Here is a 25,404-nt window from a genome sequence, read left to right as displayed (position 1 = left end):
CTGTTATGGAATTAACGCAACATCAGGCTGACGCGTTTGCCCGCATGCCTTTGACCTATTTGCGCCAGGAATACCCGAACCACATCATGCACCTGCTGAATGATGATGGCGACGTTCTGCCGCCGCGCGAACTGCACCCCATTTTCTACGGCTGTTTTGACTGGCACTCGGCGGTTCACGGCTACTGGCTGCTGCTGCGCTGCGTGCGCCTCTACCCGGATCTGCCGAGCCGGGACGCGATCGTCGCGCTTGTCGACGAGCACCTGACGGAAGCGAAAGTGGCTAAGGAGCTGGCCTATTTCACCGCGCCGTTTCGCGCCTCGTTTGAGCGCCCGTATGGCTACGGCTGGCTTCTGGCGCTGGCCCAGGAGCTAAAGCAGTCGTCGCTGCCGCAGGCCGCAGGCTGGTATCGGACGCTTGAGCCGTTAACCCAGGATATTCGTAACCGGCTGGTGGATTACCTCAGCAAGCTCACCTATCCGATCCGCGTCGGGACGCACTACAACACCGCATTTGCCCTCGCGCTGGGGCTGGATTACGCCCGCGCCGTGGAAGATAGCGCGCTTGAGCAGGCGATTGTGACGGCGGCGGAGCGGTTTTATCTCGCCGACACGCGCTATCCTGCGCACTACGAACCGGGCGGCGATGAGTATATTTCCGGGGCGCTGACCGAGGCGCTACTGATGAGCAAGGTGTTAAAAGACTTCCCGGCCTGGTTTGACGCGTTTCTGCCGGATGCCGGCTCCGTTGCAGCACTGATGAACCCGGCGGAAGTGAGCGATCGTACCGATCCGAAAATTGCCCATCTTGACGGATTAAACCTCAGCCGCGCCTGGTGCATGAAGCATATTGCTAAAGCGCTTCCCGCAAACCATCCGGCGCAGAAGGCGCTGCGCGAGGCGGTGACGAAACACCTGACGGCAAGCGTTGAGCATGTTGTCGGCAGCCACTACAGCGGCGGGCACTGGCTGGCGAGCTTTGCGCTGCTGGCGCTGGAGTAAACGAACGCGCCGTCTTTCTTGCCGGGTGGCGCTGCGCTTACCCGGCCTACATTGTGCAAAGCTTCCTTGTAGGCCCGTGCAAGCGTAGCGCCGCCGGGCGAATCAGACTGATGCCCGAACCGCAGGGCGCAGCCGACTCACGCTAAACAACACCGATCCCGTTGAGGCTATCACGGCTATCCACAGCGCAAAATGCACGGCCCGGTCATGGTCTGATTCGGTCGTCGCCAGCAGCACGCCCACCGCGGCGGCACCGAGACACTGGCCGAATGTCCTCACAATCGACAACACGCCGGAGGCGTAGCTGGCATATTCCCGCGCCACGTTAGAGAGCATCTCCCGGTTATTGGGGCTCTGGAAGCAGCCAAACCCAATCCCGCAAACCAGACTGCGCAGGCAGATATTCCATGCGGAAGGGCTTTCCGGCAACGTCGCCAGCAGGATCAGCCCACCGACAAAAATCATCAGCCCGATTGTCGAGATCAGCGGCGCGGAAATCGTATCTGCCCAGCGTCCCGCATGCGGTGCAATCAGCACGATGCCAATTGGCCACGGGGTGAACAGCAGCGCGGAGACCACAGGGCTGTAGCCATACACGCTCTGAAACAGGAACGGCAGCGCGACAAAGGTGATGCCCTGACTGACAAACGAGGCCAGCGAGGTCAGGGCTGCGAGGGTAAAGCGTCCGTTTTTGAACATGACGGGCGGCAGTATGGGACTTTGCGCGCGCCGAATCCGCCAGATAAAGGCGAGAGCGCTGACCAGCGTGAGCAGCCCCCAGCCTGTGGCCGCCTGGTTGATGTCTTGCGTCACGCGCTGAAGGCTGTCGGCCAGCATAATCGCCGAACCTAACAGCGCGGCGGAGAGCATGGCGCCCGGCGCGTCAAAGGGCGAGCGGTCAATGGCCGTTTCCCGCGGCAAGGCCCGCCACGCCAGCAGCAGGGCAATGCTGCCCGGGACAATGTTAATGGCGAACAGCCACTGCCAGCTCAGCGCGTCCAGTATCGTTCCGCCCAGCACGGGGGCAATCGCCGTGCTGGAGGCGATAAGCAGGGCGTGCAGCCCCAAAATGCGGCCAAGCAGTCGACCCGGAAAAACGGAGCGCAGGATCGCCGGGGCGATACTCAGGGTGGCCGCGCCGCCGATGCCCTGCAGAATACGCATGCCGGTTAACATTTCCGGCGTTGCTGCCAGCGCGCAGCCGAGCGAGGTGAGCGTAAAGGTGGCAAGCCCGGCAAGAAACACCGGGCGATAGCCCACGCGCGCCGCCAGCGCCGCGAAGATGGCTAGCGTCATTGCCGCTGACAGCAGGTAACCGTTGGCGAACCAGACCGCAACGTTCGCGGGAACCTGCATCGCCCTTGCCATGGAGGGCAGCGCGATGTTGATCATGGTGCCGTCAAAGACGCCCATCAGCGTGGTGGTCATGACGGCGGCCATGACCCGGGCGCGTTCATGACCGGGTAAGCCTTCATCGCCGGGCAGGTTTGAAAATAGCGTCATCGTCGTTACTCCGCATAAGAATAGTGATGACGAAACTATAATCATGCGGTATACAGGGCGGAAGACGCATCAGTTGCACTTAATCGTTGCATATAACGCCTTATCTTAGGAGTCACCGTGGTCGATCCTGACTTTAACCTTCTGGTTGCGCTCGACGTTCTGCTGGCCGAAGCCAGCGTGGCGGGCGCGGCGCGACGTTTGAACCTCAGCACATCCGCTATGAGCCGCACCCTGAGCAGGCTGCGGGAGGTGACCGGCGATCCTATTCTGGTGCGGGCCGGTCGTCATATGGTGCTGACTCCCTGGGCCGAAGCCACGCGGGACCGCGCCAGAACTGCCGTGCATGAGGCGAGGGCGGTGCTGCAGCCCTCCACCGACGCGCTGAAGGTGGAAAGTCTCGAGCGGCTGTTCACCATCAGGGCCAACGACGGTTTTGTGGTGGCGTTTGGGCCACTGCTGATTGCGGCGGTGGCGAGCGTTGCGCCCGGGGTGTGCATCCGCTTCTCGCCGAAACCTGAAAAAACCTCGCGCTATTTGCGTGAGGGGCTGGTCGACCTGGAGATCGGCGTGCAGAGCAATATGGGGCCGGAAATACGGCTGCAACGGCTCTTTCAGGATCGGTTTGTTGGCGCGGTGCGCAAGGGGCATCCGCTGTCATTACGGCCTGACGTCAGCCTTGACGATTATGTCGCGTGGGGCCACGTGGTGGCCTCACCGGACGGATCGCTACACGGGTTTGTCGATGACGCGCTGGCGGAACGGGGGATAAAGCGCAAGGTCGCCAGCGTGGTGCCCGGATTTCCAACGGCGCTATCCGTGGCGCTCGCGTCCGATCTGATTGCCATGGTGCCGGCGCTGTACCTGCTCAATCAGCCGATGAACGAGCGCGTACACGTCTTTGAACTGCCGTTTAAAACCCGGACTATTACGGTGTCACAGATGTGGCATCCGCGCATGGAAAGGGATCCGGGGCATCGCTGGCTCAGGGAAAAGGTGCTGGAAGTGTGTCGGACCGTGCGCTGACGCCTCAGGCCACTTTTCCCGGCACGGAGAGGATGAAGCGTGTCGACACCGCATCCGATTCCACGCGGACTTTTCCGTGGTGCGCGGTGACGATGGACTTCACGATGGCAAGCCCGATCCCGCTGCCTTCGCCTTTGCGCTGCCTTGACGGATCGACGCGATAGAAACGGTCAAACAGCTTTGGCAGATGCTCTTGCGGGATCGGCGTACCGGGATTTTCTATCATCAGTTCAACGTTGTTATCCTGTTCTCTGATGGAGACCGTCACCGCTTTCCCGGCTGGCGTATAGCGCAGGGCATTGGAGAGCAGATTATTCACTGCTCTTCTGAACATCTGCGGATCGCCCTCTATCAGGCAGGGCATCCCGCTAAATTTTAGCGTAACGTTGCGTTCTTCCGCCCAGGCTTCGAAGAAATCAAAGACTTTCATGACCTCTGCACTTAAATCAAACATCACCCGGTCAGGGACGAGCTGGTTATTATCCGCCTGCGCCAGGAAAAGCATGTCGCTGACCATCCGGGTCATCCGGTTGTACTCTTCAAGGCTGGAGTACAGAACATCTTCCAGCTCTTTCTGCGAGCGGTTCTGGCTCAGCGCGATTTCCGTTTGCGTCACCAGGTTGGTGATGGGGGTTCTGATTTCATGCGCGATATCGGCGGAAAAATTCGCCTGGCGGGTAAAGACATCTTCAATCTTTTCGATCATATGGTTGAAGGAGATGACCAGCTGTTCCAGCTCAACGGGCACGCGGGACGGCTCCAGCCGCGCGTCCAGGTTTTCTGAAGTGATATTTTTAATGGCGTTGCTGACGTTACGCAGGGGCAAATGTCCCTGACGAACCGCGATGCGAATGACAAGAATAATCAGCAGGCTGATCGCCGCGGCAATCATCAGAAGATTTTTTTTCAGCGCCTCAAGGTAGTGCAGATGAAAATTAATCGAGAGCCCGATAAGCATGACGTAGCCCTGCGTTTTGCCCTGCAGCGTCGCCGTGCCTGAAGAGGCGATAATCCGGTACGTTTCCATTTTCATGTCGGACCCGGCGTGCATGGGGTTGGCCGGGTCTTCTACCGTCCAGAGAAACACATCCTGCGTGCGGCGGTGTTCGCTAAAATCCGCCGCGTTCATCGCAGGGCGCAAAGCCGCCCCTTGCGCCGAGCTGAACAGGGTATTGCCCTGCGGATCCAGAAGCAGAACGGCCACGTTGCGGTAGCTGGCCATCGACTCTTTGATCTTGCTGATTTTCTTTTGATCGGGATCGACCGGAGACTGCAGTATGCGGTGCATCGCGGTGCTGATTTGCTGCAGGTCGCTGATATCCTGCTCGGCGAAATGCTTTTCAACGGAATGGAGCATAAACCAGGTAAAGGCGAAAAAGGCCAGTATCGTGGAGAGGCTGATAAAAAAGGTCAGCCGCAGGGCAAGAGAAAAGGGGCGCCTGGCAAGCTTAACGCGCATCCGGTACCTCCAGCATATAGCCCACGCCGCGCACCGTCTGGATCAGCTTCGGTTCAAAATCGTTATCGATTTTCGCGCGCAGCCGCTTTACCGCCACATCAATCGCGTTAGTGTCGCTGTCAAAATTCATGTCCCACACCTGGGAGGCAATCAGGGAGCGGGGAAGCACCTCTCCCTGATGACGCATGAAAAACTCCAGCAGGCTGAACTCTTTGCTGGTTAACGAGATGCGGCTTCCGGCCCGGCTTACTTTTCTCGACACGAGGTCAACCGTCAGGTCTGCTACCTGAAGCTGGCTTTCCGCAATCACCGTATTTCCGCGTCTCAGCAGCGTCCTCACCCGGGCGAGCAGCTCAGCAAAGGCGAAAGGCTTAATCAGATAGTCATCTGCGCCCAGCTCAAGCCCTTTAACCCGGTGTTCAATCGTGCCGAGAGCCGTGAGTAACAGGATGGGCATCCCTTTTCCGGCAGAGCGGAGCATGCGGACAATGTCCCAGCCGTTCACATCGGGCAGCATGATATCCAGAATCAGCAGATCGTATTCAGCGGTCATGGCGAGATGGTAGCCGTTCAGGCCGTTATCCGCGTGGTCCACAACAAACCCCGCTTCAGTCAGCCCCTTACTCAGGTACTCACCGGTTTTCATTTCGTCTTCGACGATCAGTATTTTCATCGTGCTCCCCTGACTGGCTGCTGATGACATTCTAGTGAGCGTACCTCCGTTAACAATGACTTACGCTAAAAATGACAACATTGTCATTATCCTGTCACCCGTCAAACAGGATGCGTTGCGTAGAGTAGCCCTAAAACTACTCTGGACTTTATTTGAACCGTTATGTTCCTGTTAAAACGACTAAGCATCAGTACGGTATTTATTCTGGCAGGCTGCGTCTCGCTGGCCCCGGAGTACCAGCGGCCAGAAGCACCTGTACCCCGGCAGTTTTCGCTCTCCCGTAACGGCCTGACGCCCGCGGCGGCGGGGTATCAGGACACCGGCTGGCGCAACTTTTTCGTCGATCCTCAAGTTGCGGGGCTGATTACGGAGGCCCTGAAGAACAATCGCGATCTAAAAATGGCCGCCCTGAAGGTCGAGGAAGCCCGGGCGCAGTTCAACGTGACGGATGCGGACCGCTATCCTCAGCTGAATGCCTCCTCGGGCATCACGTACAGCGGCGGGCTGAAAAGTGACAAACCCACCGCGCAGCAGTACGACGCGGGCATTGCGCTTAGCTACGAACTCGACTTCTTCGGCAAGCTGAAGAACATGAGCGATGTCGACCGACAAAACTTTTTCGCCAGCGAAGAGGCCCGTCGCGCGGTGCATATCCTGCTCGTCTCTAACGTGTCGCAGAGCTATTTTAACCAGCAGCTGGCGTATAAACAGCTGAGCATTGCGCGGGATACGCTGACAAATTACCAGCAGTCTTATGCGTTCGTTGAGCAGCAGCTGGTGACGGGCAGTACGAACGTCCTGGCGCTGGAACAGGCCCGGGGACAGATCGAAAGCACGCAGGCAGAGATTGCCAAAAGAGAGGGTGAGCTGGCGCAGGCCAATAATGCCCTGCAACTGGTCCTCGGCACGTATCGCGCGCTGCCGGGCGACGGCGGCATGAACGCCAGCGACGTTGCGCCGGTAAAACTGCCTCCTCATCTTTCCTCCGCGATACTGCTGCAGCGCCCGGATATTATGGAAGCGGAGTATCAGCTTAAAGCGGCCGATGCGAATATCGGCGCGGCGCGCGCCGCCTTTTTCCCGTCCATATCTCTCACCAGCGGGCTATCAACGGGCAGCACGGAGTTGTCCAGCCTGTTCACGTCAGGGAGCGGGATGTGGAATTTTATTCCTAAAATCGAAATTCCCATTTTAAATGCGGGCAGAAATAAGGCCAACCTGAAGCTGGCCGAAATTCGCCAGCAGCAGTCGGTGGTTAATTACGAACAAAAAATTCAGTCCGCCTTTAAACAGGTTGCCGACGCGCTCGCGCTGCGGGACAGCATTAACCAGCAGCTTGCTGCACAGCAGCGGTATCTGGATTCACTCCGCATCACGCTTCAACGTGCCAGAGGGCTATATTCCAGCGGCGCGGTCAGCTATATCGAAGTGCTTGACGCGGAGCGTTCTCTTTTCTCTACCCAGCAAAATATTCTCGACCTTATTTATGCCCTGCAGGTTAATGAAATTAATCTCTTCACCGCGCTCGGCGGCGGTTGGGTCGAATAACGTTATTTAATTAAACAGGAAAATAACCATGCGCAATTCACTTAAGGCCGTTGTATTTGGTGCGATCTCCATTGTGTTTTCTGCCAGCCTCCAGGCTGAGGTTCATCAGCACGAGATGATGAGTGCTGCCAGCGAAGGGACCTCAGAGCAGGTCATCACGGGAACCGGCATCGTGAAGGACATTGATCTCACGAATAAAAAAGTCACGATTTCCCATGAAGCGATCCCGGAAATTGGCTGGCCCGCGATGACCATGCGTTTCACCTTTATTCAGGCTGACGAGAGTATCAATGCCTTAAAAATCGGCAGTCACGTTGATTTTTCATTTGTTCAGCAGGGCAATATCTCTTTACTCAAGAGCATTAAATAGCGAGACGCGGCATGGCCTCATTAAAAATAAAATATGCTGCCATGATAGTCAGCAGCCTTATTGCGGGAGGGCTGATATCGGTGACGGCATGGCAGGCGCTTCATTCATCTGAAAAAACAGAAAATAGAACCTCTGAAAGAAAGGTGCTTTTCTGGTATGACCCAATGAAGCCAGACGTTAAATTCGATAAGCCCGGCAAATCGCCGTTTATGGATATGGATCTGGTAGCGAAATATGCGGATGAAAATGAGAATAAAAGCAGTGCCGGTATCCGTATTGACCCGACGCAGGTTCAGAACCTGGGATTAAAAACGCAAAAGGTGACGCGCGGAACGCTGAATTATGCCCAGACGATCCCGGCCAACGTCAGCTATAACGACTATCAGTTTGTCATTGTGCAGGCGCGCGCGGAAGGCTTCGTGGAGAAAGTGTACCCGCTGACGACGGGCGATAAGGTGAAGAAAGGCACGCCGCTCGTTGATATTACCATTCCTGACTGGGTCGAGGCGCAGAGCGAGTTTCTGCTGTTATCCGGCACCGGCGGAACGCCGACGCAAATCAAAGGGGTTCTGGAACGGCTTCGGCTGGCGGGTATGCCGGATGAGGATATTCAGAGGCTGCGTGCGACCCGCACTATCCAGACCCGGTTTACCATCAGGGCACCGATCGACGGAGCGATCACGGCCTTTGATCTGCGTACCGGCATGAATATTTCCAAAGATAAGGTAGTAGCGCAAATTCAGGGGATGGATCCGGTCTGGATCGGCGCGGCAGTGCCTGAGTCTATTGCTTATCTGCTGAAAGAGACCTCGCAGTTTGCTGTTTCGATACCGGCTTATCCGGATAAATCCTTCCCGGTTGAAAAATGGAGTCTTCTGCCGAGCGTGGATCCAACCACCCGTACGCTGCAGGTGCGTCTGCAGGTCTCTAACAGGGATGAGCTGCTGAAACCGGGCATGAACGCCTACCTGAAGCTGAATACCCAAAGTCAGGAAATGCTGCTGATCCCCTCCCAGGCCGTTATCGATACCGGTAAAGAACAGCGCGTGATTACCGTCGATGCGGACGGGAATTTTGTACCGAAAAGGATCCACGTACTGCACGAATCTCAGCAGCAGTCCGGCATTGGTAGCGGACTGGAAGAGGGCGAGTCGGTAGTGGTCAGCGGTCTGTTCCTGATTGACTCGGAGGCCAATATTACCGGCGCGCTGGAGCGCATGCGTCACGCTGAAGCTGCTGACGGCGCGAATTCTGGCCATTAAGGAGACGATGATGATTGAATGGATTATCCGGCGGTCAGTCGCCAACCGTTTCCTGGTCATGATGGGGGCGCTGTTTCTCAGCGTCTGGGGGACATGGACCATTATCAACACCCCGGTCGATGCCTTGCCCGATCTCTCTGACGTGCAGGTGATTATCAAAACCAGCTATCCCGGCCAGGCCCCGCAGATTGTTGAAAACCAGGTGACCTATCCACTCACCACCACCATGCTGTCGGTTCCCGGCGCAAAGACCGTGCGCGGTTTTTCGCAGTTTGGCGATTCGTACGTGTACGTCATTTTTGAAGACGGCACCGATTTGTACTGGGCCCGTTCGCGCGTGCTGGAGTATCTGAACCAGGTTCAGGGCAAGCTGCCTGCCGGCGTGAGCTCCGAAATCGGTCCTGATGCCACGGGCGTGGGCTGGATATTTGAGTATGCGCTGGTGGATCGCAGCGGAAAACACGATCTCGCTGAGTTGCGCTCATTGCAGGACTGGTTCCTGAAATTTGAATTGAAAACTATCCCGAACGTTGCCGAAGTGGCCTCCGTCGGCGGCGTGGTGAAGCAGTATCAGATCCAGGTTAATCCGTTAAAACTGGCTCAGTACGGCATTAGCCTGCCGGAGGTTAAGCAGGCCCTTGAGTCGTCTAACCAGGAGGCGGGGGGATCGTCAGTTGAAATGGCGGAAGCGGAGTATATGGTCCGCGCCAGCGGCTATCTGCAGACGATGGACGATTTCAATAACATCGTTCTGAAAACCGGCGAGAACGGGGTACCGATTTACCTTCGGGATGTCGCCCGCGTACAAACGGGTCCGGAAATGCGCCGCGGTATTGCCGAGCTGAACGGGCAGGGGGAAGTTGCGGGTGGCGTGGTCATCCTGCGTTCGGGAAAAAATGCGCGCGAAGTCATTACGGCGGTGAGAGATAAGCTTGAGACGCTGAAGGCCAGCCTGCCGGAAGGCGTTGAGATTGTGACCACCTACGATCGCAGCCAGCTCATCGATCGGGCAATCGACAACCTGAGTTCCAAACTGCTCGAAGAGTTTATCGTGGTGGCCATCGTCTGTGCACTGTTCCTGTGGCACGTCCGCTCTGCGCTGGTCGCGATTATCTCTCTGCCGCTTGGCCTGTGTATTGCCTTTATCGTCATGCATTTCCAGGGGCTGAACGCCAATATCATGTCGCTGGGAGGCATTGCCATTGCCGTTGGCGCGATGGTGGATGCCGCTATCGTCATGATTGAAAACGCGCACAAACGGCTGGAAGAGTGGGATCACCAGCATCCGGGAGAGCACATTGATAACGCCACCCGCTGGAAGGTGATCACCAACGCCTCTGTCGAGGTTGGCCCGGCGCTGTTTATAAGCCTGCTGATCATCACCTTATCCTTCATTCCTATCTTTACCCTTGAGGGTCAGGAAGGGCGGCTGTTTGGTCCGCTGGCTTTCACCAAAACCTACTCCATGGCGGGTGCGGCTGCGCTGGCTATCATCGTTATCCCCATCCTGATGGGGTTCTGGATCCGGGGTAAGATTCCCGCTGAGACCAGTAACCCGTTGAACAGGCTACTGATTAAAGCCTATCACCCGCTACTGATTAAGGTGCTCCGCTGGCCAAAAACAACCCTGCTGGTTGCGGCCTTGTCCATCTTCACGGTGATCTGGCCTCTCAGCCAGGTAGGCGGTGAATTCCTGCCGAAGATTAATGAAGGCGATCTGCTGTATATGCCGTCAACATTGCCGGGCGTTTCTCCGGCAGAAGCGGCCGCGCTGTTACAGACCACGGACAAACTCATCAAAACCGTACCTGAAGTGGCCTCGGTGTTTGGCAAAACCGGCAAGGCCGAAACGGCTACGGATTCCGCGCCGCTCGAAATGGTGGAAACCACGATTCAGCTCAAGCCTGAGGATCAGTGGCGGCCCGGCATGACGATTGACAAGATTATTGACGAGCTCGATAAGACCGTTCGGTTGCCCGGCCTGGCGAACCTCTGGGTTCCGCCCATTCGTAACCGCATCGATATGCTTTCGACCGGGATCAAAAGCCCGATTGGTATCAAGGTCTCAGGTACTGTTCTGTCGGATATTGACGCCACGGCGCAGAGCATCGAGACGGTAGCCAAAATGGTGCCGGGCGTGGTGTCTGCCCTGGCTGAACGTCTGGAGGGCGGGCGCTACATTGATGTCGATATCAACCGGGAAAAAGCCTCGCGCTACGGGATGACGGTGGGCGATGTGCAGCTCTTTGTCTCCTCGGCCATCGGCGGCGCGACGGTAGGGGAAACGGTGGAAGGCGTCGCCCGATACCCGATTAATATCCGCTATCCTCAGGACTACCGGAACAGCCCGAGCGCGCTGAAGCAGATGCCGATCCTGACGCCGATGAAACAGCAGATCACGCTGGGCGATGTGGCGGATATCAACGTGGTTTCCGGCCCCACGATGCTGAAAACGGAGAATGCCCGGCCTGCGAGCTGGATTTATATCGATGCCCGCGGCAGGGATATGGTGTCGGTGGTGAACGACATTAAGACGGCCATTAGTCAGAACGTAAAGCTGAGGCCGGGCACCAGCGTCTCATTCTCCGGGCAGTTTGAGCTGCTCGAACACGCCAACAAGAAACTAAAGCTGATGGTGCCGATGACGGTGATGATCATCTTTATTCTGCTGTATCTGGCGTTCCGTCGCGTGGATGAAGCGCTGCTGATCCTGATGAGCCTGCCGTTCGCCCTGGTCGGTGGGATATGGTTCCTCTACTGGCAGGGCTTCCATATGTCTGTGGCAACCGGCACCGGTTTTATCGCTCTGGCCGGGGTGGCAGCAGAATTTGGGGTGGTCATGCTAATGTATTTGCGTCATGCCGTTGAAGCGCAACCGGCGTTGTCCCATCGGGACACGTTCACCGAACAGGGGCTGGATGACGCCCTTTACCATGGCGCCGTGCTGCGCGTGCGGCCAAAGGCAATGACCGTCGCGGTGATCATTGCCGGTCTGCTGCCCATTCTTTGGGGGACGGGGGCAGGGTCAGAAGTCATGAGCCGGATAGCGGCACCGATGATTGGCGGGATGATCACGGCGCCGCTGCTATCGCTGTTTATTATTCCGGCGGCGTACAAGTTAATTTGGCTGCGCAGGCATAAAAAACCATAAAAAATCCCGCCAGCGATGGCGGGTTTTTTACGGGATGAACGCTTAGCGCTCTGTTTTAGCACGCGTCTGGCTGAGAAGCTTGCGCCAGGCACGATTAAACAGCAGCATCTTATATTCCTTGAGTGCCGGAACAGGGTAGGGAATAAGCCCATAGAGTGACAGAAATGTCACTCGCCAGTCATGCGATAAACAGCAGCCGGTTTTTATAATTCATTATAAAGAAGGCCATCAACTATTGGGCACTTTAACTTCGGAGATACAACCATGAAAAAGATCTTTTTATCTGTTATTGCCATCCTGGCGGTTTCTGCATCCAGTTGGGCTGCCAAGACAAACAACCACGAACAGGCAGCAATGTCCCATGACATGATGCAAAGCAACACATCAAATTCGAGCCAGAGCATGACGGAAATGCATAAGGAGATGATCAAAACCCGTCCATGCAGTACTAACGAAACAGCGACGTCGTTTTCTGCGTTACATTTAACATAATATACATTATGCGCACCAGTATGGGATCAGAAGGAATCTGGCATTTTATGGACATCGTTATGCTAATGACCTCTGAGTGTGTCTTCTCAAGTGCTGCTATCGTCACGCTGATCATCTCACAGTGCATGGCTTACCGTTTTGCCCTGTTGATATAAGCCTGTAAACCCTCAGCAAGAAAATCAAACACCGTTTTACAGGCCCGGCTGTGGCGTAAATCCTCATGCATCACCAGCCAGGTGTCCAGATGAAACGCAAAGTAATCAGGCATTATCCTCTGCATTCCATCGCCTGCGCATGGCCCATCAGCTCAACGGCTGCATCCGTGGCCTGCAATCCCGTCTGCGAACGGGTAAATAAAACAAGCCCCAGGGCTGATTCAGGTTCAGGCAGCGGCATCAAAATGCAGCGTGATTGTCCATGCCGTTAACCCGCCGGGGTATCGAAACTGGGAACAGCTGGTTTTGCCCATGCTGCATAACACTATCAGCGCAGCGGAGCGAAACGGTGCATTAATCGTTCTGCCGGGCACGATTTATAACTACGGTCCGGATGCTTTTCCCCTATTACGCGAGGATTCCCCTCAGGATCCGGTTACCCGAAAAGGAGCCATACGCGTGCAAATGGAAAAGGCGCTCGCAGCCTATGCACAGCGTGGCGGAAAGGTGCTGATTTTGCGGGCTGGCGACTTTTTTGGTCCCCATGCTGGCAACAACTGGTTTTCACAGGGATTAGTCAAACCGGGGCATCCACCGAAGGTCATTAAAAATCCCGGGCAAACCGGCGCAGGCCATCAGTGGGCCTATCTGCCGGATGTCGCCGAAACCGTTGCGGCACTGCTGGCGCGGCGGGATGAACTCGAAGCGTTTTCCTGTTTTCATATGCGTGGTCACTGGGATCCTGATGGGACAGCGATGACCACAGCCATAAAGCACGTCGCGGAGCATGCCGGTATTAAGGCGAAGGTGAAGTCATTTCCATGGTGGCTGATCTCTGCAATGAGTCCGTTTAACACCACGCTGCGTGAAATGCGGGAGATGCGCTATCTCTGGGAACAGACAATAGAGATGGATAATTCAAAACTGATAGCCTTTTTAGGTCATGAACCGCAGACCCCCCTTACCGAGGCCGTGCGTTCTACACTAGCGGGCCTGGGCTGTATTTAACATAACCTGCACGTTTAGAAAGGGTTGAAAAATGTCTGATATACTTCAACTTTTGAAAAACGCTGCCGTAAGCAAATGGAAATTGAATTAAATAAGAGTGTTAAAGAGAGAGTTTTCCATGCTGTCATTTTTGAAGTGACGGCCAACGTTATCATCGCGCTGTCTCTCGCCTGGCTGATGAACGTGTCGGTACTCCAGGCAGGCTCGTTGTCCGTGATATCCGCCCTTACCGCAACGGTCTGGAATTTTATTTTTAATAAGCTCTTTGACTCCCTGCAGAAAAAACATCAGTTTCAGCGCACATTTTTCGTTCGCGCAATCCATGCGGTTGGTTTTGAAACGGGACTTATCATCTCCTTAATCCCTGTGGCAATGGTTATGCTGAACCTGACCGTGGCTGAGGCATTTTTTGTTGAGATTGGTCTGGTGCTGTTTTTCCTGCCCTATACGATGCTGTTTAACTGGCTTTACGATTATCTGCGCTGGACGTTCGTTGGACGAAAGCGTTCGGCGTTATAGCTAAGTGAATCAATGTAAAAAATGAAGAGGAAGAAAAATGCGAAGTCTCCTGACTAAAGGAATTTGTCTTGCGTTAGCGTTGTCCGCCGCCAGGACGGCTCTGGCCGCTCAGAAAGAGAGCCATGACGACAAGCTCAACGGGATAACCATTTTCGCTCAAAAAGAGTCTCAGGGAAGCCAATGGGACAGTACAACGGGCGAAGCAAAATATATGGTCAGCTATAAAGTTACGCTTGATAACGCGTCGGGTAAAAGTATTGAGCCGGGCAAAGATAATAAGATGTGTTTCTTCTTGTTTGATAAAAACGGAAAAACATTTATGAGCACCGGCATTGAGCTTGAGATGTTGAAAAAATACAACCCACGGGACAACAGAACCGGATTGGTCTATTTTTCCAGCTCAAACCCTGACGTTTTAAATATGCCATTTGTCCGTTTCGGCATCGGAAAAGACTGCATAAATTGATGACTGTCACATTGACACGTTCTTTCGTATGTTCGCCCCACTCTCCTTCTATACTGGTTATTTCTCCATCTCATAAAGGAAGGAACCATGTTCGATCATGTGAAATTCGGCGTCAGTGATTATGAAAAAAGTAAAACCTTCTTCCTCCATGCGCTTAAGCCGCTTGGTGTAGAACTCATTGATGAAGGAACGCCAGACTACGGTGTCGAAATGAGTTCAGGCGACGTTTCGCTTTGTCTTTTTCAGACAAATGAAAAACCTGCTCCTCTGCATCTGGCGTTTGTGGCCGACACGCGCCAGCAGGTCGATGCGTTTTACCATGCCGCCCTGCGCGCAGGTGGACGCGATAACGGCGGGCCGGGGCTGAGGTCATACGGTGAAAATTACTATGCCGCGTTTGTCATCTCGCCCGATGGCCACAATATCGAGGCGGTGTGCCATGCGCCGGAAAGTCTGTAGCTCAGCCCTTCTGTCAGAAGCGATTAAATGATCTGTCATGCATTTTTTTGCACGATAATGCACGAAAATATTTCATAACGCGGCCAAAATCCCGTATGGTATCGGCAGTAAACGTGCAACTTCATGCAATAACACTGACAGAGGTACTATGACACAACAGCTAATTTTAATTGCTGGCCCCTATCGCAGCGGAACCGAAGGCGTTCAGGCACGCATTGATGATAATCTGGCGCGTCTCGAAAGCGCAGCACTAGCCGTTTACCAGCGGGGTCACATCCCGGTCATTGGCGAATGGCTGGCTTTGCCGTTGGCAAAAGCCGCAGGATCGAAAGCGGTTGGTGATGAAATCAGTGAAGCGATGCTGTACCCCGTTGCTCACCGGCTAATAGCTAAATGTGATGCCATTTATCGTATTGCAGGTGCGTCTAAAGGTGCCGATATGGACATTGAGGTCGCCCGCAAATATGGCCTGAAGGTTTATACCGCACTTGAGAATATTCCTGAGGCTTAAGGCAGTCCGCCAGCCAGCCTGTGAGCACAGGCTGGCTATCAGAGAGTGTCACTCTCTGAGGTCAACACGACGGATACCCCCTTTTCCGATACCGCGCGGATCCACTCCTTATCGGTATTGTCTTCAACGATAATGGTATTCACCGATGACACATCGCCAATCACAAACGAAGACGCTGTGTTGATCTTTTCCGGAGAAGCCAGGACAACTGTCTCCGCGGCTCTGCCGGAAAATGCACGTTTGATGCACGCTTCTTCGAAATCGCCGGTTGTCAGCCCCGCCTCAGGATGGATCCCGGTCACGCCCATAAAGAATAGATCTGCATGAATATTTTCGATGCCTTCGATGGCCGCAGCGCCGACCGCGACAATGGAGTGCTTATACAAGCGACCGCCGATCAGAATCACCTCGATGGACGGATGATCCACAAGCCCCAAGGCGATGCTCGGACTGTGCGTAACCACCGTGATGCGCAGGTCTGGAGGGAAAAACGTAATCAGCTCCGAAGTTGTCGTGCCGCCGTCAACGATCACCACCTGCCCTGATGAAATCAGCTGCGCGCCTTTGCGGGCGACCCGTTTTTTCGCATCCATTTTCACGGATTGCCGTTCAGCAAAGGGAGCAATAGCAGAAGATGACGGCAGCGCGCCGCCGTGAACGCGCTGCAAACGCCCTTCTGCCGCCAGCTCGCGTAAATCACGCCGAATGGTGTCTTCAGAGACATCAAAGAACATGCTGAGCGCTTTTGACTGGACCTGGCCTTCGGTGCCGAGCTTTTCGAGGATCAATTGTTTTCGCTGACTGGTGAGCATCATGAATTCCTGATGTTGCATGTTTTATCTTGAATGTGCACGATAATGCTGTTTATGATAATTACTCTACGTAAGGAGGAACAAACGTGCAATCAAAACGTGCAGATGTGCGCATCATTGACAGTGAAACCCTGTCAGATAACTGGTACAACCTTAAAAAGTACACCTTCGACCTGCAGCGCCGTGACGGAGAATGGCAACGACAGCAACGAGAGGTCTACGACCGTGGCAACGGCGCGACTATTCTTCTCTACAACCGTGAGAAAAAAACGGTGATCCTGACGCGCCAGTTCCGCTTCCCTGTCTTTATCAACGGCCATGAGGACGATTTAATCGAAGCCGCGGCGGGACTGCTGGACAACATGGATCCCGAAAGCCGCATAAAAGCAGAAGCGGAAGAAGAGACAGGGTTTCAGGTTTCGAGCGTGCAGAAAATCTTTGAAGCCTATATGAGCCCGGGCTCCGTCACGGAAAAACTTTATTTTTATCTTGCCGAGTACCAGCCGAAAGACAGAACCGGCGCAGGCGGCGGGATCAAGGCTGAGGGAGAAGATATCGACGTGCTGGAAATGACGCTTGAAGAGGCATTACGCGGCATTGAAACAGGCAAGATTGTCGACGGTAAAACCATCATGCTGCTTTATCATATTGCTCTTAAAGGCATTATGTAGACCGCGGGTTAAAATCCTGAATTTGAATCTGGGTCGGTACGCTTGTCCATTACTCAAATGTAAAGCGGAAAACCTCCTAAATTTTGCAGCCTACTATATTTAGTGAACTATTTCGGGATTTGACAAAATCTTCAAAAATTCGCCGAGTCATCTGCATTTACCATTAGAAATGCCACACGTTGGCCAGGCTACCAGTTGAGGTAGCCTGTCTTATCTGTTGGCTGGATTAAAATGCGACTCGCTACAGATAACGAAGCATATTATACTTGCTCCTCCACTCGAACAGGAGGCAAGCAACTCACGTGAAGGATACATATTACAACGACATAGCGATCAATACGCTAATTCAGAGTGAGCTGGACGCGTTTTTTGAGGACTTCAAAGGGATCGTCTTCGCCTACGCCATTATGAACAAGAAAGATCCTTCACAGATGCGGATAATCAATAACAGCCCCGAGTGGTTTGATATCTACCTCGACAGGAAATATCAGTTCATTGACCCTGTTATCATTCGGGCTTTGCGCTGTGTTGAAGATTTTTTCTGGGAAAGTGATGTCATCCTGTCTGATGGTTATAACCTGACGCGCATTTTCAACGAAAGCGTCCAGTATGATATCTACCAGGGGCAGACGTTCCCTCTGCATGACTATCTGAATAATCTTGTCGTCTTATCCGTCATCAGTCCTAAGCATTCTGGTATTGATATAGAAAAATATCGGCCACAATTTCTAAGCTTCCTTGTTCAACTGCATCAGAAGACACTCAATCTCTATAGCCAGCATCAACAGAAAAAGAATGTTTTTCTGTCACCACGTGAGCGACAAATCCTTAAATGGGTCAGCGCCGGGAAAACCTACGCAGAAATTTCTGTTATTTTGTCTATTGCTGAACGCACCGTTAAATTCCATATGGGGAATGTAATGAAAAAACTCGGTGTGAATAATGCCAGACACGCAATTAAACTTGGAACAGAACTACGATTACTGGACGACTGAGCCTCAGCCACTGGTTATAAGTGGCGTAAATGCTCCAGCATTTCGCGAAGCCAGTGACTGGATTTATCTTTGCTAATAATGTCTTCAATAATGTTGATACTGGCAGGCATAAATATATAGTAAATAACCTCCCCTTTTTCAGACAGGCCGCGTTGAATAACTTCAACTTTCCAGTTTGCATGGCGAAAAATAGCATACATACCACGACTGACTACTGCGTACATTCCATGATATTTATTCTTAATGCAATAAATATTCATCGCAAGAAACAATGCCTTACTGGCGGGCACCCCCTGCAGACTTGAGGAGTCTCGTCTTTCTTTATCTAAAAATAAACGGCTAATTTCACAGCAGGGAACATCAGTCGGTAAAATAATGGTTTCGGCAAAATAATTGTGAAAAATTTCGCTTATCATCGTCGGATGCGTCGAGTTAATGAATCGCGCGCCGCATAACAACTCTCCCTCATACATACCCAACAAGTATGTCGTGTTTGGGTTGTCAAATTGATCCTTTTCCATATCTTCAACGCATTCAACTTTCCAGTCGAGTCGGTCCCGAAAGGTTTTTCTCCTGAGTCGGAAGAGTTCGCGGGCTAATGCTGACGGTAAATCATCGTAATCATGCAAAAAAAACTCAATAACAGAATTCATTGCTCTTATTCCTGATAATAACACCTGAAACTATTATCCCCTGTCTTTTAGGACAGCTTTCATTGTGCATGGTATTCCTTATACTTGAAAAGTACCCGGCCACTAAGTCCTCGTGAAACTCAGTGGCCAGGAGGTCAAAGACCTACGAAACACCAGGGATATATCCATTCATGATTATCTAATATTTATAGTTTCGGGTACAGAGCGTAAGAAGCACTTAGCCGATAAAATATTAAAAAACGATAATCATAAAATAATTACAATTAAAGTATTGCCCCTTAAGAATTTAAGGGGTAATATTTCCTTTTCCTTGTTTTTTCCCCTATTATCTCTGTTCTCACTGCTGTGCTACTCTTGCAGAAGCATGCTAAACGGAGAACCAAAATGGCCGACTGGAATCCTTCTCTTTACCTGCAATACGGCGCGGAAAGAACGCGTCCTGCCGCAGAACTGCTCGCCAGAATTCCTCTGGATGAGGTCTCCACCATCGCTGATTTAGGCTGCGGGCCGGGAAACAGCACCGCGCTGTTGAAGCATCGCTGGCCTTCGGCGCACATTACCGGGGTCGACAACTCCCCTGCAATGCTCGAGGAAGCAAGAGCCGCATTGCCAGGCTGCCATTTTGTTGAGGCCGATATCCGCCAGTACAAGCCTGGCCAGCCGCTGAGCCTGATTTATGCCAACGCTTCGCTGCAATGGGTTCCTGACCATTACGACCTCCTGCCTCATCTCGTTTCTTTACTCACGCTTAACGGCGTATTAGCGATCCAGATGCCTGACAACTGGCTTGAACCCACTCACGTAGCGATGCGTGAAGTGGCGCTGGAGCAAGACTACCCTGACCGCGGCCGTGAACCTCTCCCGGGGGTGCATGCCTATTACGACATCTTGTCGGAGGTGGGCTGTGACGTGGATATCTGGCGGACAACCTATTTCCATAAAATGAGCTCGCACCAGGCCATTATTGACTGGGTAAGCGCCACCGGCTTGCGTCCGTGGCTCCAGGAACTGAACGAGAGCGAGCAGAAACGTTTCCTGAAACGCTACCATGAACTGCTGGAAGAGCAGTATCCGCTCCAGGAGAATGGGCAGATACTGCTCGCTTTTCCGCGGCTATTTATCATGGCGCAACGCCAGCCCTGACGGGTTATGACCTGGCTTCTTTCAGCAGCTGCTGGATGACCTTTTCCTGCTGCGCATAATCTCCTTCGCCAAAGGCGGTATAGCGTAGCTGGCCTTTGGCATCGAAATAGTAATGCGCTGGCCAGTACTGGTTCCCGAAAGCGTTCCAGATTTGATAGTTGTTATCCGTCACAACCCGATACGGCAGCTGCCATTTCTCCACCGCGGTTTTTACCGACGAAAGCGGCTTCTCCCAGGGATATTCCGGGGTGTGAACCCCAATCACGACCAGCCCCTGAGACTGATACTTCGTGGCCCAGTCTCTCACATGGGGAAGCGTATGCTGGCAGTTAATGCAATCCCACGTCCAGAAATCAATTAATACCACCTTCCCTCGCAGGGATTCAGACGTGACAGGGTCACCGTTTATCCACCCTGTTCCCCCGCTTAACGAAGGCAGCTGGCTGCTGGGCTCTGTCATCACGACTGGCCGGAGCTTCACCGGCGCGGCTGTGGGTTTCGCCAGCGTCAAAAGTGTTGTCTCCAGACGATCCGCAACGCCGTTTGCTCCTTTCAGAAGCGAAGTCATTCCTGTCGCGTTAAATACGACTGCCGCCAGCATCGCCACGCCAGCCCCCTGCCGCAGCCTTTCCATCAGCGCCGATTTTGCTCTTAGCGGCGCCATCAGCGTGCGGCCGCCGAAAACGAGCAGGCTCAGCATCAGCGCGCATCCGCTGCCGTAGGCCGCCAGCAGCGCGCCCGTCGTAGCGGCCGAATGGCCCGCGATATTAATGCTGAAAATGGCGCCCAGTATGGGGCCGGCGCAGGGAGACCAGAGCAGCCCCACCGCGAGCCCGGCCAGAAAAGCCGATGCCATACCGCGCGTTTGCCCGCTTCGGGTGTTCAGGACATTTCCCGCGCTGACGGCCGGACCCGCAATACGCTGGGCGAATGACGGAAAAATTAAGGCCAGCGCGGCCGTGGCCAAAATAACGAGAGCGATCCAGCGCCCGACGATGGTTGCCTCTGCGATCCACTCGCTGGCGACGGTGACGGCCATCGCCACCAGGGTGAACATCACGATCATCCCCGCGAGCAGGGCCAGAATATGTCGTCGCTGTCCCTGAAAACCGGCGAACAGGAGCGGAATAACCGGGAGCGTACATGGACTGAGCAGGCTTATCATCCCGCCCAGAAAAGCGATTACCAGAAACATAGACACCTCACAATACAAGTCCTGCGACGCTGCAGTGAGGCTATTTCATCGTGCGGATGTGTTCAGGATATGTGTAAAAAAGCAGGTTTTGTCTGGCTCTGTATCACCCGGGCCGGGAGATACAAAGCCGTACAATTAACGGCGCGGTAGCGTAATGGAAACATCCAGCCCGCCTTCGGCACGGTTCGTCAGGTTGAGCTTTCCTTCCAGCTGAGCGGTGAGCTGCGCGGCAATCGCCAGTCCGAGTCCTGTTCCGCCGGTATCGCGATTGCGCGATGTTTCCACCCGGTAAAACGGCTGTAATACCGCCTCTAGTTCGTCATCGGGTATTCCCGGCCCGCCGTCCGTGATGTGAATCACCACCTCTGTGGAAGACGAATCATCAATCGCAATGACGGCATACTCACCGAACTTAAGGGCATTATCCAGCAGGTTGGTCATCACCCGGCGAAGCGCCTGCGGACGCGTAACGATCGGTAAGCGAGTATCGTTTGCCTGAAGCTGCACGTTTTTACCGATGTCCTGATAATCGCAGGCGATGCTGTTGATCCAGGCGTTCAGCTCCAGCTTCAGCGGGGTCTCTTCCAGCGATTCTGATGACCGGGCATACGCAATACCCTCGCGAACAAGACGCGTCATGCTATCGAGATCGTGCAGGAGCTTGTCGCGAAGTTCAGGTTCCCCTGCCATCTCGACGCGCAGCTTCATGCGGGTAATCGGCGTCTGGAGATCGTGAGAAATGGACGCCAGGATCTGCGCGCGCTCCCGGAGATAAGACTGAATGCGCGCCTGCATCGCGTTGAAAGCATGCGCTGCACGCTGCACCTCAAGCGGACCTTTCTCCGTCATTGGCGTGCTGGCCGCCGGATCCAGCGAATCCACCGCGCGGGTAAATTGTGAAAAAGGCCGCACCACCTGCCGCACGGCAATCCAGGCGCACGCAGCCAACAGCAGCAGCTGCAGGATCAGCACTACGGGCAGCCAGCTGGCGACCGGCGGCATGCGCGGGATCAGGTCAATGGTCAGCGGCGCGCCGTCGCGCAGCGTCAGATGCGCCTGGATGTGTGAAACGGCACCAGGGACGGCGGTGAAGCTGAGCGGGTACTGTGTCGCGAGCGTCGCTTTTAAGGTTCGGATGGCGTCCTGCGAACGCCTATCCGTCGGCGCGTTGCCGGGCTCTCCCGGCCCCAGAATATAGCGGTAGTTGCCCCGTTCGAGGCGCGGCAGCCACGCCGCGCGTTCGCTGGCCGGTAAGCGGTCTAAAATGGCGACGCTGGTTGCGACGTCGTTTTCCAGATTACCGAGCATCACCGTTCTGGCGCTGTGCATTCGTTCAATCATGACCAGCGTCAGGCTCAGGGCGTTGGCCAGCAGCAGGCCGGACAGCACGACGAGCAGCAAGCGGGCCAGCAGCGAGCGTGGCCAGAACCTCATTCGTTAGCCTCTTTGATGGTGACCGGCATCGTAAAAACGTAGCCTTCGCTGCGCACGGTCTTGATATAGGCGGGCGTGCGGGCATCTTCGTTCAGGCGCTGACGGACCCGGCTAACCAGCAGGTCGATAGAACGTTCAAACAGCTCGGCGTCTCGCCCCTGCGTCAGGTTGAGCAGCTGATCGCGGGTCAGCACCCGCTGAGGATGGTCAAGGAAAACGCGCAGCAGGCGATACTCCGCCCCGCTGAGCGCGACGATCACCCCTTCCGGATCGATTAAGTGGCGGGCGACGGTATCGAGCTGCCATTCACCGAACATTACCAGCCGCCCGGCTTCTGTCACCTGCAGATTGGGCGGCATCGTGCGAAAACGCCGTAAAATCGCTTTGATACGCGCCAGCAGTTCGCGGGCGACAAACGGCTTCACCACGTAGTCATCCGCGCCCATCTCCAGACCCAGGATCCTGTCCGTCTCCTCATTGCGGGCCGTCAGCATCAGGATGGGCAGATCTTTATATTTCCCGACGCGTAGCTCTCGGCACAGCGTAAGGCCGTCTTCGCCGGGCATCATGACATCCAGCACCACCAGGTCGATATGCTGTTTATCCAGCACGACGCGCATCTCTTTGCCGTTGGCCGCGCCCGTCGCGCGATAGCCAGACTTACCGAGATAATCGACAATCAGTTCACGAATATCCCTGTCGTCATCGACGACAAGGATATGATCAATATGCTCCACCGAAATCTCCAGACCGAAGGGTAACGTACTGAAAATAGCACATTTCAGAGCTTGTCAGCGTCAACGACGGCCTTGACGAAATCCTGCGGATCTTCCTGTGGCGGATTGTGCCCCACGGTTGCCCCGAAGGTCCGGTGCTCATATTTACCGGTAAATTTACCCGCGTAGGCCTGCGGTGCCGGATGCGGTGCACCGTTGTTTCCGCCTTCGATGGTGATCGTTGGAACGGTGATATTCGGCAGCGTAGCGAGTTTTTGCTCGTAGCTGTCGTATTTGCGCTCGCCTTTTTCCAGCCCTAAACGCCAGCGATAGTTGCTGAGCGTCACGGCAACGTGATCCGGATTATCGAGGGATTTGGCGCTGGCGTTAAAAACAGCATCGCTAAATTTCCAGTCAGGCGAGGCCTGAGACCAGATTAAGCGCGCGAAGTCGTGCGTGTTTTTGGCATAGCCCTCAGCACCGCGCGCGGTGGCGAAATAGAACTGATACCACCACTGCTGCTCCGCTTTTGGCGGCAGCGGCTGTTTGCCAATCTGCTGGCTGCTGATGAGATACCCGCTCACCGACACCAGTGACTTAACGCGCTCTGGCCACAGCGCCGCAACGATATCCGCCGTACGAGCGCCCCAGTCATATCCTGCAAATACCGCCTGCTTAATATTCAGGGCATCCATCAGGTTCACAATATCTTTCGCCATGGCTGAAGGCTGGCCGTTGCGCGGCGTTTTGGCTGACAGGAAGCGCGTGGTGCCGTAGCCGCGCAGAGAAGGCACAATCACCCGATAGCCTTTTGCCGCAAGCGCGGGGGCGACGTCGGCGTAGCTGTGAATATCGTACGGCCAGCCGTGCAGTAAAATAACCGGCTGGCCATTTTTCGGGCCGATGTCGACATAACCGACATTCAGATCGCCGGCGTTAATTTGCTGTGGATGATCAAAGGCTGCCGCGAAAGTTGTGCCGGTAACTTCGGCCTGACAGGACATCACGGTGCCAAGCGAAACGGTCAGTGCGAGAGTTGAGTACGCGAATTTGCTAAACATGTTGGTATCTCCGGTTGAGTACAATTCACGGGGATATAACAACACGGCAATGTATAGCGGATATGTGCGAAAGCGGGTTTATTGCAAGCCTGTGTATGTATCCGGGACGCAGATACAGTGTGATACAAACACAGGCGTTGTCGCCTTAAAGGGAGAGGCGATAGCGGACGTAGTCGTCAGCCTCACCATATTTGTCATAGAGTTTACGCGCCGGGTTGTTCTCCCGGGTGACCCAGTACAGTTTTGACCACCCTTCGCGCTTGCCTTCCTCAATCAGAGCATCAATGAGCGCCTTACCGGCTCCCGCCCCGCGTTCGTCGGCATCAACAAACAGATCTTCCAGGTAGCAAACGGGGGCCGTTGACCAGGTTCCTTCATGCAGAATGCACATTGCGAAACCGATGACCTTTTGGTCCTTCTCGACCACCCGGCAAAACATCCGGGAATGCGCTGAGAGCGCCCTTTCCCATGTCGATGCGGTGACGGATTCCTCGAGGTAGCAATCATAAAAATGGGTATAGCCATCCCAAAGCGGTCGCCATTGGGAGTAATCGTCTTCGCATAGAGGTCTTACCGTGACAGCCATGTGTTCCTCACATTACAAATCGATCGCCATTTCGAAACAGCGTAAATCAACACCTGCCATACGCGAGTGATGATAGGTTTCGCTCAGCGTAACAAACCCCAGCTTCTGATAAAACGACTGGGCGTTAGGCGTTGCATCCAGCCTCAGGCGGGCTATCCCCCGGGTGCGGGCCTCATTTTTTAGCGCCTCGATTATCCGGGTCGCCATGCCTTTACCGAATGCCGCGGGCAAGGTGAATATCGCCTCCAGACAGTGGGTATCCAGATCCAGATAGCCGGTTGCCGCAATATCACCCTTTTCATCTTCCACCACGTAAAAAGGGTATTCAATGACCATCTGCCGATAGCGTTCGGGCATGAGATCCGGCGTCCAGCGCGCAATGACGTCGGCGTCGTAGCTAGTTTTACAGCCGTGACGAATCGCCTGATTGCGAATATTCCAGAGTATTTCGGCTTCCTGTGGGTTTGCCCGTCTTAATGCCATGATGACCTCTGCAATTCTTAGTAGTATGGGAAAAGAGCTCACTGGGATAGAGTGC

The 25,404-nt window shown here is 54.4% G+C and carries 25 protein-coding genes and 2 pseudogenes; 15 read left to right on the top strand and 12 right to left on the bottom strand.

All coding sequences use genetic code 11. From position 1 onward, the window contains the following. The first annotated feature begins 5 nt into the window (after nt 1-5). A complete protein-coding gene (locus ACMGGX_RS21275; RefSeq protein ID WP_420298946.1) occupies nt 6-1,001 on the top strand; it encodes a DUF2891 domain-containing protein in 996 nt (331 codons plus the stop codon). Nucleotides 1,002-1,103: 102 nt separating this feature from the next. Here ACMGGX_RS21275 and ACMGGX_RS21270 read toward each other — a convergent pair whose 3' ends face one another. Beyond that, the gene (locus tag ACMGGX_RS21270; protein ID WP_420298945.1) at nt 1,104-2,504 is read right to left on the bottom strand and encodes an MFS transporter; all 1,401 of its coding nucleotides are present in this window, start codon (nt 2,502-2,504) and stop codon (nt 1,104-1,106) included. Nucleotides 2,505-2,621: 117 nt separating this feature from the next. Here ACMGGX_RS21270 and ACMGGX_RS21265 point away from each other — a divergent pair, with 117 nt between their 5' ends. Further along, the gene (locus ACMGGX_RS21265) at nt 2,622-3,527 is read left to right on the top strand and encodes a LysR family transcriptional regulator (RefSeq protein ID WP_420298944.1); all 906 of its coding nucleotides are present in this window, start codon (nt 2,622-2,624) and stop codon (nt 3,525-3,527) included. Between the two features lie 4 nt (nt 3,528-3,531). On the opposite strand, the gene ACMGGX_RS21260 is transcribed toward ACMGGX_RS21265, so the two are convergent. Next, nucleotides 3,532-4,986: a Cu(+)/Ag(+) sensor histidine kinase gene (locus ACMGGX_RS21260; RefSeq protein ID WP_420298943.1), complete on the bottom strand. Its 1,455-nt coding sequence runs from the start codon at nt 4,984-4,986 to the stop codon at nt 3,532-3,534. Further along, nucleotides 4,976-5,659 carry a copper/silver response regulator transcription factor gene (locus ACMGGX_RS21255; protein WP_029741284.1) on the bottom strand — a complete coding sequence of 228 codons (684 nt, stop codon included), beginning with the start codon at nt 5,657-5,659 and terminating at the stop codon, nt 4,976-4,978. The genes ACMGGX_RS21260 and ACMGGX_RS21255 overlap by 11 nt, the downstream gene beginning before the upstream one ends. A 162-nt stretch (nt 5,660-5,821) precedes the next feature. Here ACMGGX_RS21255 and ACMGGX_RS21250 point away from each other — a divergent pair, with 162 nt between their 5' ends. The 5 genes from ACMGGX_RS21250 (at nt 5,822) to ACMGGX_RS21230 (ending at nt 12,482) form a co-directional block, all read left to right on the top strand. Next, nucleotides 5,822-7,207, top strand: coding sequence for an efflux transporter outer membrane subunit (locus ACMGGX_RS21250; protein ID WP_420298942.1), 1,386 nt, complete (start codon nt 5,822-5,824; stop codon nt 7,205-7,207). A gap of 28 nt (nt 7,208-7,235) precedes the next feature. Further along, nucleotides 7,236-7,577 carry a cation efflux system protein CusF gene (gene cusF / locus ACMGGX_RS21245; protein ID WP_420298941.1) on the top strand — a complete coding sequence of 114 codons (342 nt, stop codon included), beginning with the start codon at nt 7,236-7,238 and terminating at the stop codon, nt 7,575-7,577. A gap of 11 nt (nt 7,578-7,588) precedes the next feature. Further along, entirely contained in the window at nt 7,589-8,839 is a 1,251-nt protein-coding gene (locus tag ACMGGX_RS21240) for an efflux RND transporter periplasmic adaptor subunit (RefSeq protein WP_420298940.1), read from the top strand. A gap of 10 nt (nt 8,840-8,849) precedes the next feature. Continuing rightward, complete coding sequence (gene silA / locus ACMGGX_RS21235) at nt 8,850-11,990, top strand: Cu(+)/Ag(+) efflux RND transporter permease subunit SilA (protein ID WP_420299031.1); 3,141 nt, start codon at nt 8,850-8,852, stop codon at nt 11,988-11,990. A 264-nt stretch (nt 11,991-12,254) separates the two neighbouring features. Continuing rightward, on the top strand, nt 12,255-12,482 hold the full coding sequence (locus ACMGGX_RS21230) for a hypothetical protein (RefSeq protein WP_420298939.1): 228 nt from the start codon (nt 12,255-12,257) through the stop codon (nt 12,480-12,482). A gap of 130 nt (nt 12,483-12,612) precedes the next feature. On the opposite strand, the pseudogene ACMGGX_RS21225 reads toward ACMGGX_RS21230, so the two are convergent. Further along, nucleotides 12,613-12,732: pseudogene (locus ACMGGX_RS21225) on the bottom strand (LysR family transcriptional regulator); the annotation flags it as partial. A gap of 127 nt (nt 12,733-12,859) precedes the next feature. Here ACMGGX_RS21225 and ACMGGX_RS21220 point away from each other — a divergent pair. The 5 genes and pseudogenes from ACMGGX_RS21220 to ACMGGX_RS21200 form a co-directional block, all read left to right on the top strand. After that, nucleotides 12,860-13,645: pseudogene (locus tag ACMGGX_RS21220) on the top strand (NAD-dependent epimerase/dehydratase family protein); the annotation flags it as partial. Nucleotides 13,646-13,720: 75 nt separating this feature from the next. Next, nucleotides 13,721-14,164 carry a PACE efflux transporter gene (locus ACMGGX_RS21215; RefSeq protein ID WP_420298938.1) on the top strand — a complete coding sequence of 148 codons (444 nt, stop codon included), beginning with the start codon at nt 13,721-13,723 and terminating at the stop codon, nt 14,162-14,164. Between the two features lie 37 nt (nt 14,165-14,201). Continuing rightward, on the top strand, nt 14,202-14,630 hold the full coding sequence (locus tag ACMGGX_RS21210; RefSeq protein ID WP_420298937.1) for a DUF4354 domain-containing protein: 429 nt from the start codon (nt 14,202-14,204) through the stop codon (nt 14,628-14,630). 87 nt (nt 14,631-14,717) lie between these two features. Continuing rightward, nucleotides 14,718-15,089, top strand: coding sequence for a VOC family protein (locus ACMGGX_RS21205; RefSeq protein WP_063439387.1), 372 nt, complete (start codon nt 14,718-14,720; stop codon nt 15,087-15,089). Nucleotides 15,090-15,237: 148 nt separating this feature from the next. After that, the gene (locus ACMGGX_RS21200; RefSeq protein WP_420298936.1) at nt 15,238-15,600 is read left to right on the top strand and encodes an NUDIX hydrolase; all 363 of its coding nucleotides are present in this window, start codon (nt 15,238-15,240) and stop codon (nt 15,598-15,600) included. 38 nt (nt 15,601-15,638) lie between these two features. Here the strand turns inward: ACMGGX_RS21200 and ACMGGX_RS21195 are convergent, their stop codons facing one another. Beyond that, nucleotides 15,639-16,412, bottom strand: coding sequence for a DeoR/GlpR family DNA-binding transcription regulator (locus tag ACMGGX_RS21195; RefSeq protein ID WP_325760259.1), 774 nt, complete (start codon nt 16,410-16,412; stop codon nt 15,639-15,641). Between the two features lie 86 nt (nt 16,413-16,498). Between ACMGGX_RS21195 and ACMGGX_RS21190 the strand changes: the two genes are divergently transcribed. Then, nucleotides 16,499-17,083 carry an NUDIX domain-containing protein gene (locus ACMGGX_RS21190; RefSeq protein ID WP_033145559.1) on the top strand — a complete coding sequence of 195 codons (585 nt, stop codon included), beginning with the start codon at nt 16,499-16,501 and terminating at the stop codon, nt 17,081-17,083. 302 nt (nt 17,084-17,385) lie between these two features. After that, nucleotides 17,386-18,078 carry a helix-turn-helix transcriptional regulator gene (locus tag ACMGGX_RS21185; RefSeq protein WP_023311808.1) on the top strand — a complete coding sequence of 231 codons (693 nt, stop codon included), beginning with the start codon at nt 17,386-17,388 and terminating at the stop codon, nt 18,076-18,078. Nucleotides 18,079-18,092: 14 nt separating this feature from the next. Here the strand turns inward: ACMGGX_RS21185 and ACMGGX_RS21180 are convergent, their stop codons facing one another. Beyond that, nucleotides 18,093-18,731 (bottom strand): acyl-homoserine-lactone synthase, encoded by a 639-nt coding sequence (locus tag ACMGGX_RS21180; protein ID WP_045354992.1) that lies wholly within the window; start codon nt 18,729-18,731, stop codon nt 18,093-18,095. A gap of 384 nt (nt 18,732-19,115) precedes the next feature. On the opposite strand from ACMGGX_RS21180, the gene tam reads away from it, so the two are divergent. Beyond that, entirely contained in the window at nt 19,116-19,874 is a 759-nt protein-coding gene (gene tam / locus ACMGGX_RS21175; RefSeq protein WP_420298935.1) for a trans-aconitate 2-methyltransferase, read from the top strand. A gap of 4 nt (nt 19,875-19,878) precedes the next feature. Here the strand turns inward: tam and ACMGGX_RS21170 are convergent, their stop codons facing one another. The 6 genes from ACMGGX_RS21170 to ACMGGX_RS21145 form a co-directional block, all read right to left on the bottom strand. After that, nucleotides 19,879-21,069, bottom strand: coding sequence for a cytochrome c biogenesis protein/redoxin (locus ACMGGX_RS21170; protein WP_420298934.1), 1,191 nt, complete (start codon nt 21,067-21,069; stop codon nt 19,879-19,881). A 135-nt stretch (nt 21,070-21,204) separates the two neighbouring features. Then, entirely contained in the window at nt 21,205-22,503 is a 1,299-nt protein-coding gene (locus ACMGGX_RS21165) for an ATP-binding protein (protein ID WP_420298933.1), read from the bottom strand. Next, nucleotides 22,500-23,240 (bottom strand): response regulator, encoded by a 741-nt coding sequence (locus ACMGGX_RS21160; protein ID WP_420298932.1) that lies wholly within the window; start codon nt 23,238-23,240, stop codon nt 22,500-22,502. Before ACMGGX_RS21160 ends, ACMGGX_RS21165 begins: the two co-directional genes overlap by 4 nt. Nucleotides 23,241-23,284: 44 nt before the next feature. Continuing rightward, nucleotides 23,285-24,280, bottom strand: a complete 996-nt coding sequence (locus ACMGGX_RS21155) for an alpha/beta fold hydrolase (protein ID WP_032657053.1) — start codon at nt 24,278-24,280, stop codon at nt 23,285-23,287. A 145-nt stretch (nt 24,281-24,425) separates the two neighbouring features. Next, on the bottom strand, nt 24,426-24,866 hold the full coding sequence (locus ACMGGX_RS21150; RefSeq protein WP_126795355.1) for a GNAT family N-acetyltransferase: 441 nt from the start codon (nt 24,864-24,866) through the stop codon (nt 24,426-24,428). Nucleotides 24,867-24,878: 12 nt separating this feature from the next. Continuing rightward, nucleotides 24,879-25,349, bottom strand: a complete 471-nt coding sequence (locus ACMGGX_RS21145) for a GNAT family N-acetyltransferase (RefSeq protein ID WP_420298931.1) — start codon at nt 25,347-25,349, stop codon at nt 24,879-24,881. Nucleotides 25,350-25,404: the final 55 nt, after the last annotated feature.

The organism is Enterobacter sp. BNK-29, assembly GCF_048684785.1.
Lineage (GTDB): Bacteria > Pseudomonadota > Gammaproteobacteria > Enterobacterales > Enterobacteriaceae > Enterobacter > Enterobacter cloacae_M.
This window is presented reverse-complemented; position numbering and strand designations above follow the sequence as displayed.

Bases quoted from the DNA above. Each gene is read 5' to 3' on its own strand.
- ACMGGX_RS21195 (WP_325760259.1), bottom strand. From the start codon at position 16,412: ATGCTCACCAGTCAGCGAAAACAATTGATCCTCGAAAAGCTCGGCACC.
- ACMGGX_RS21230 (WP_420298939.1), top strand. From the start codon at position 12,255: ATGAAAAAGATCTTTTTATCTGTTATTGCCATCCTGGCGGTTTCTGCA.
- ACMGGX_RS21260 (WP_420298943.1), bottom strand. From the start codon at position 4,986: ATGCGCGTTAAGCTTGCCAGGCGCCCCTTTTCTCTTGCCCTGCGGCTG.
- ACMGGX_RS21150 (WP_126795355.1), bottom strand. From the start codon at position 24,866: ATGGCTGTCACGGTAAGACCTCTATGCGAAGACGATTACTCCCAATGG.
- ACMGGX_RS21215 (WP_420298938.1), top strand. From the start codon at position 13,721: ATGGAAATTGAATTAAATAAGAGTGTTAAAGAGAGAGTTTTCCATGCT.
- ACMGGX_RS21270 (WP_420298945.1), bottom strand. From the start codon at position 2,504: ATGACGCTATTTTCAAACCTGCCCGGCGATGAAGGCTTACCCGGTCAT.
- ACMGGX_RS21205 (WP_063439387.1), top strand. From the start codon at position 14,718: ATGTTCGATCATGTGAAATTCGGCGTCAGTGATTATGAAAAAAGTAAA.
- cusF (WP_420298941.1), top strand. From the start codon at position 7,236: ATGCGCAATTCACTTAAGGCCGTTGTATTTGGTGCGATCTCCATTGTG.
- ACMGGX_RS21145 (WP_420298931.1), bottom strand. From the start codon at position 25,349: ATGGCATTAAGACGGGCAAACCCACAGGAAGCCGAAATACTCTGGAAT.
- tam (WP_420298935.1), top strand. From the start codon at position 19,116: ATGGCCGACTGGAATCCTTCTCTTTACCTGCAATACGGCGCGGAAAGA.
- ACMGGX_RS21275 (WP_420298946.1), top strand. From the start codon at position 6: ATGGAATTAACGCAACATCAGGCTGACGCGTTTGCCCGCATGCCTTTG.
- ACMGGX_RS21250 (WP_420298942.1), top strand. From the start codon at position 5,822: ATGTTCCTGTTAAAACGACTAAGCATCAGTACGGTATTTATTCTGGCA.
- ACMGGX_RS21155 (WP_032657053.1), bottom strand. From the start codon at position 24,280: ATGTTTAGCAAATTCGCGTACTCAACTCTCGCACTGACCGTTTCGCTT.
- ACMGGX_RS21170 (WP_420298934.1), bottom strand. From the start codon at position 21,069: ATGTTTCTGGTAATCGCTTTTCTGGGCGGGATGATAAGCCTGCTCAGT.
- ACMGGX_RS21255 (WP_029741284.1), bottom strand. From the start codon at position 5,659: ATGAAAATACTGATCGTCGAAGACGAAATGAAAACCGGTGAGTACCTG.
- silA (WP_420299031.1), top strand. From the start codon at position 8,850: ATGATTGAATGGATTATCCGGCGGTCAGTCGCCAACCGTTTCCTGGTC.
- ACMGGX_RS21200 (WP_420298936.1), top strand. From the start codon at position 15,238: ATGACACAACAGCTAATTTTAATTGCTGGCCCCTATCGCAGCGGAACC.
- ACMGGX_RS21165 (WP_420298933.1), bottom strand. From the start codon at position 22,503: ATGAGGTTCTGGCCACGCTCGCTGCTGGCCCGCTTGCTGCTCGTCGTG.
- ACMGGX_RS21180 (WP_045354992.1), bottom strand. From the start codon at position 18,731: ATGAATTCTGTTATTGAGTTTTTTTTGCATGATTACGATGATTTACCG.
- ACMGGX_RS21240 (WP_420298940.1), top strand. From the start codon at position 7,589: ATGGCCTCATTAAAAATAAAATATGCTGCCATGATAGTCAGCAGCCTT.
- ACMGGX_RS21210 (WP_420298937.1), top strand. From the start codon at position 14,202: ATGCGAAGTCTCCTGACTAAAGGAATTTGTCTTGCGTTAGCGTTGTCC.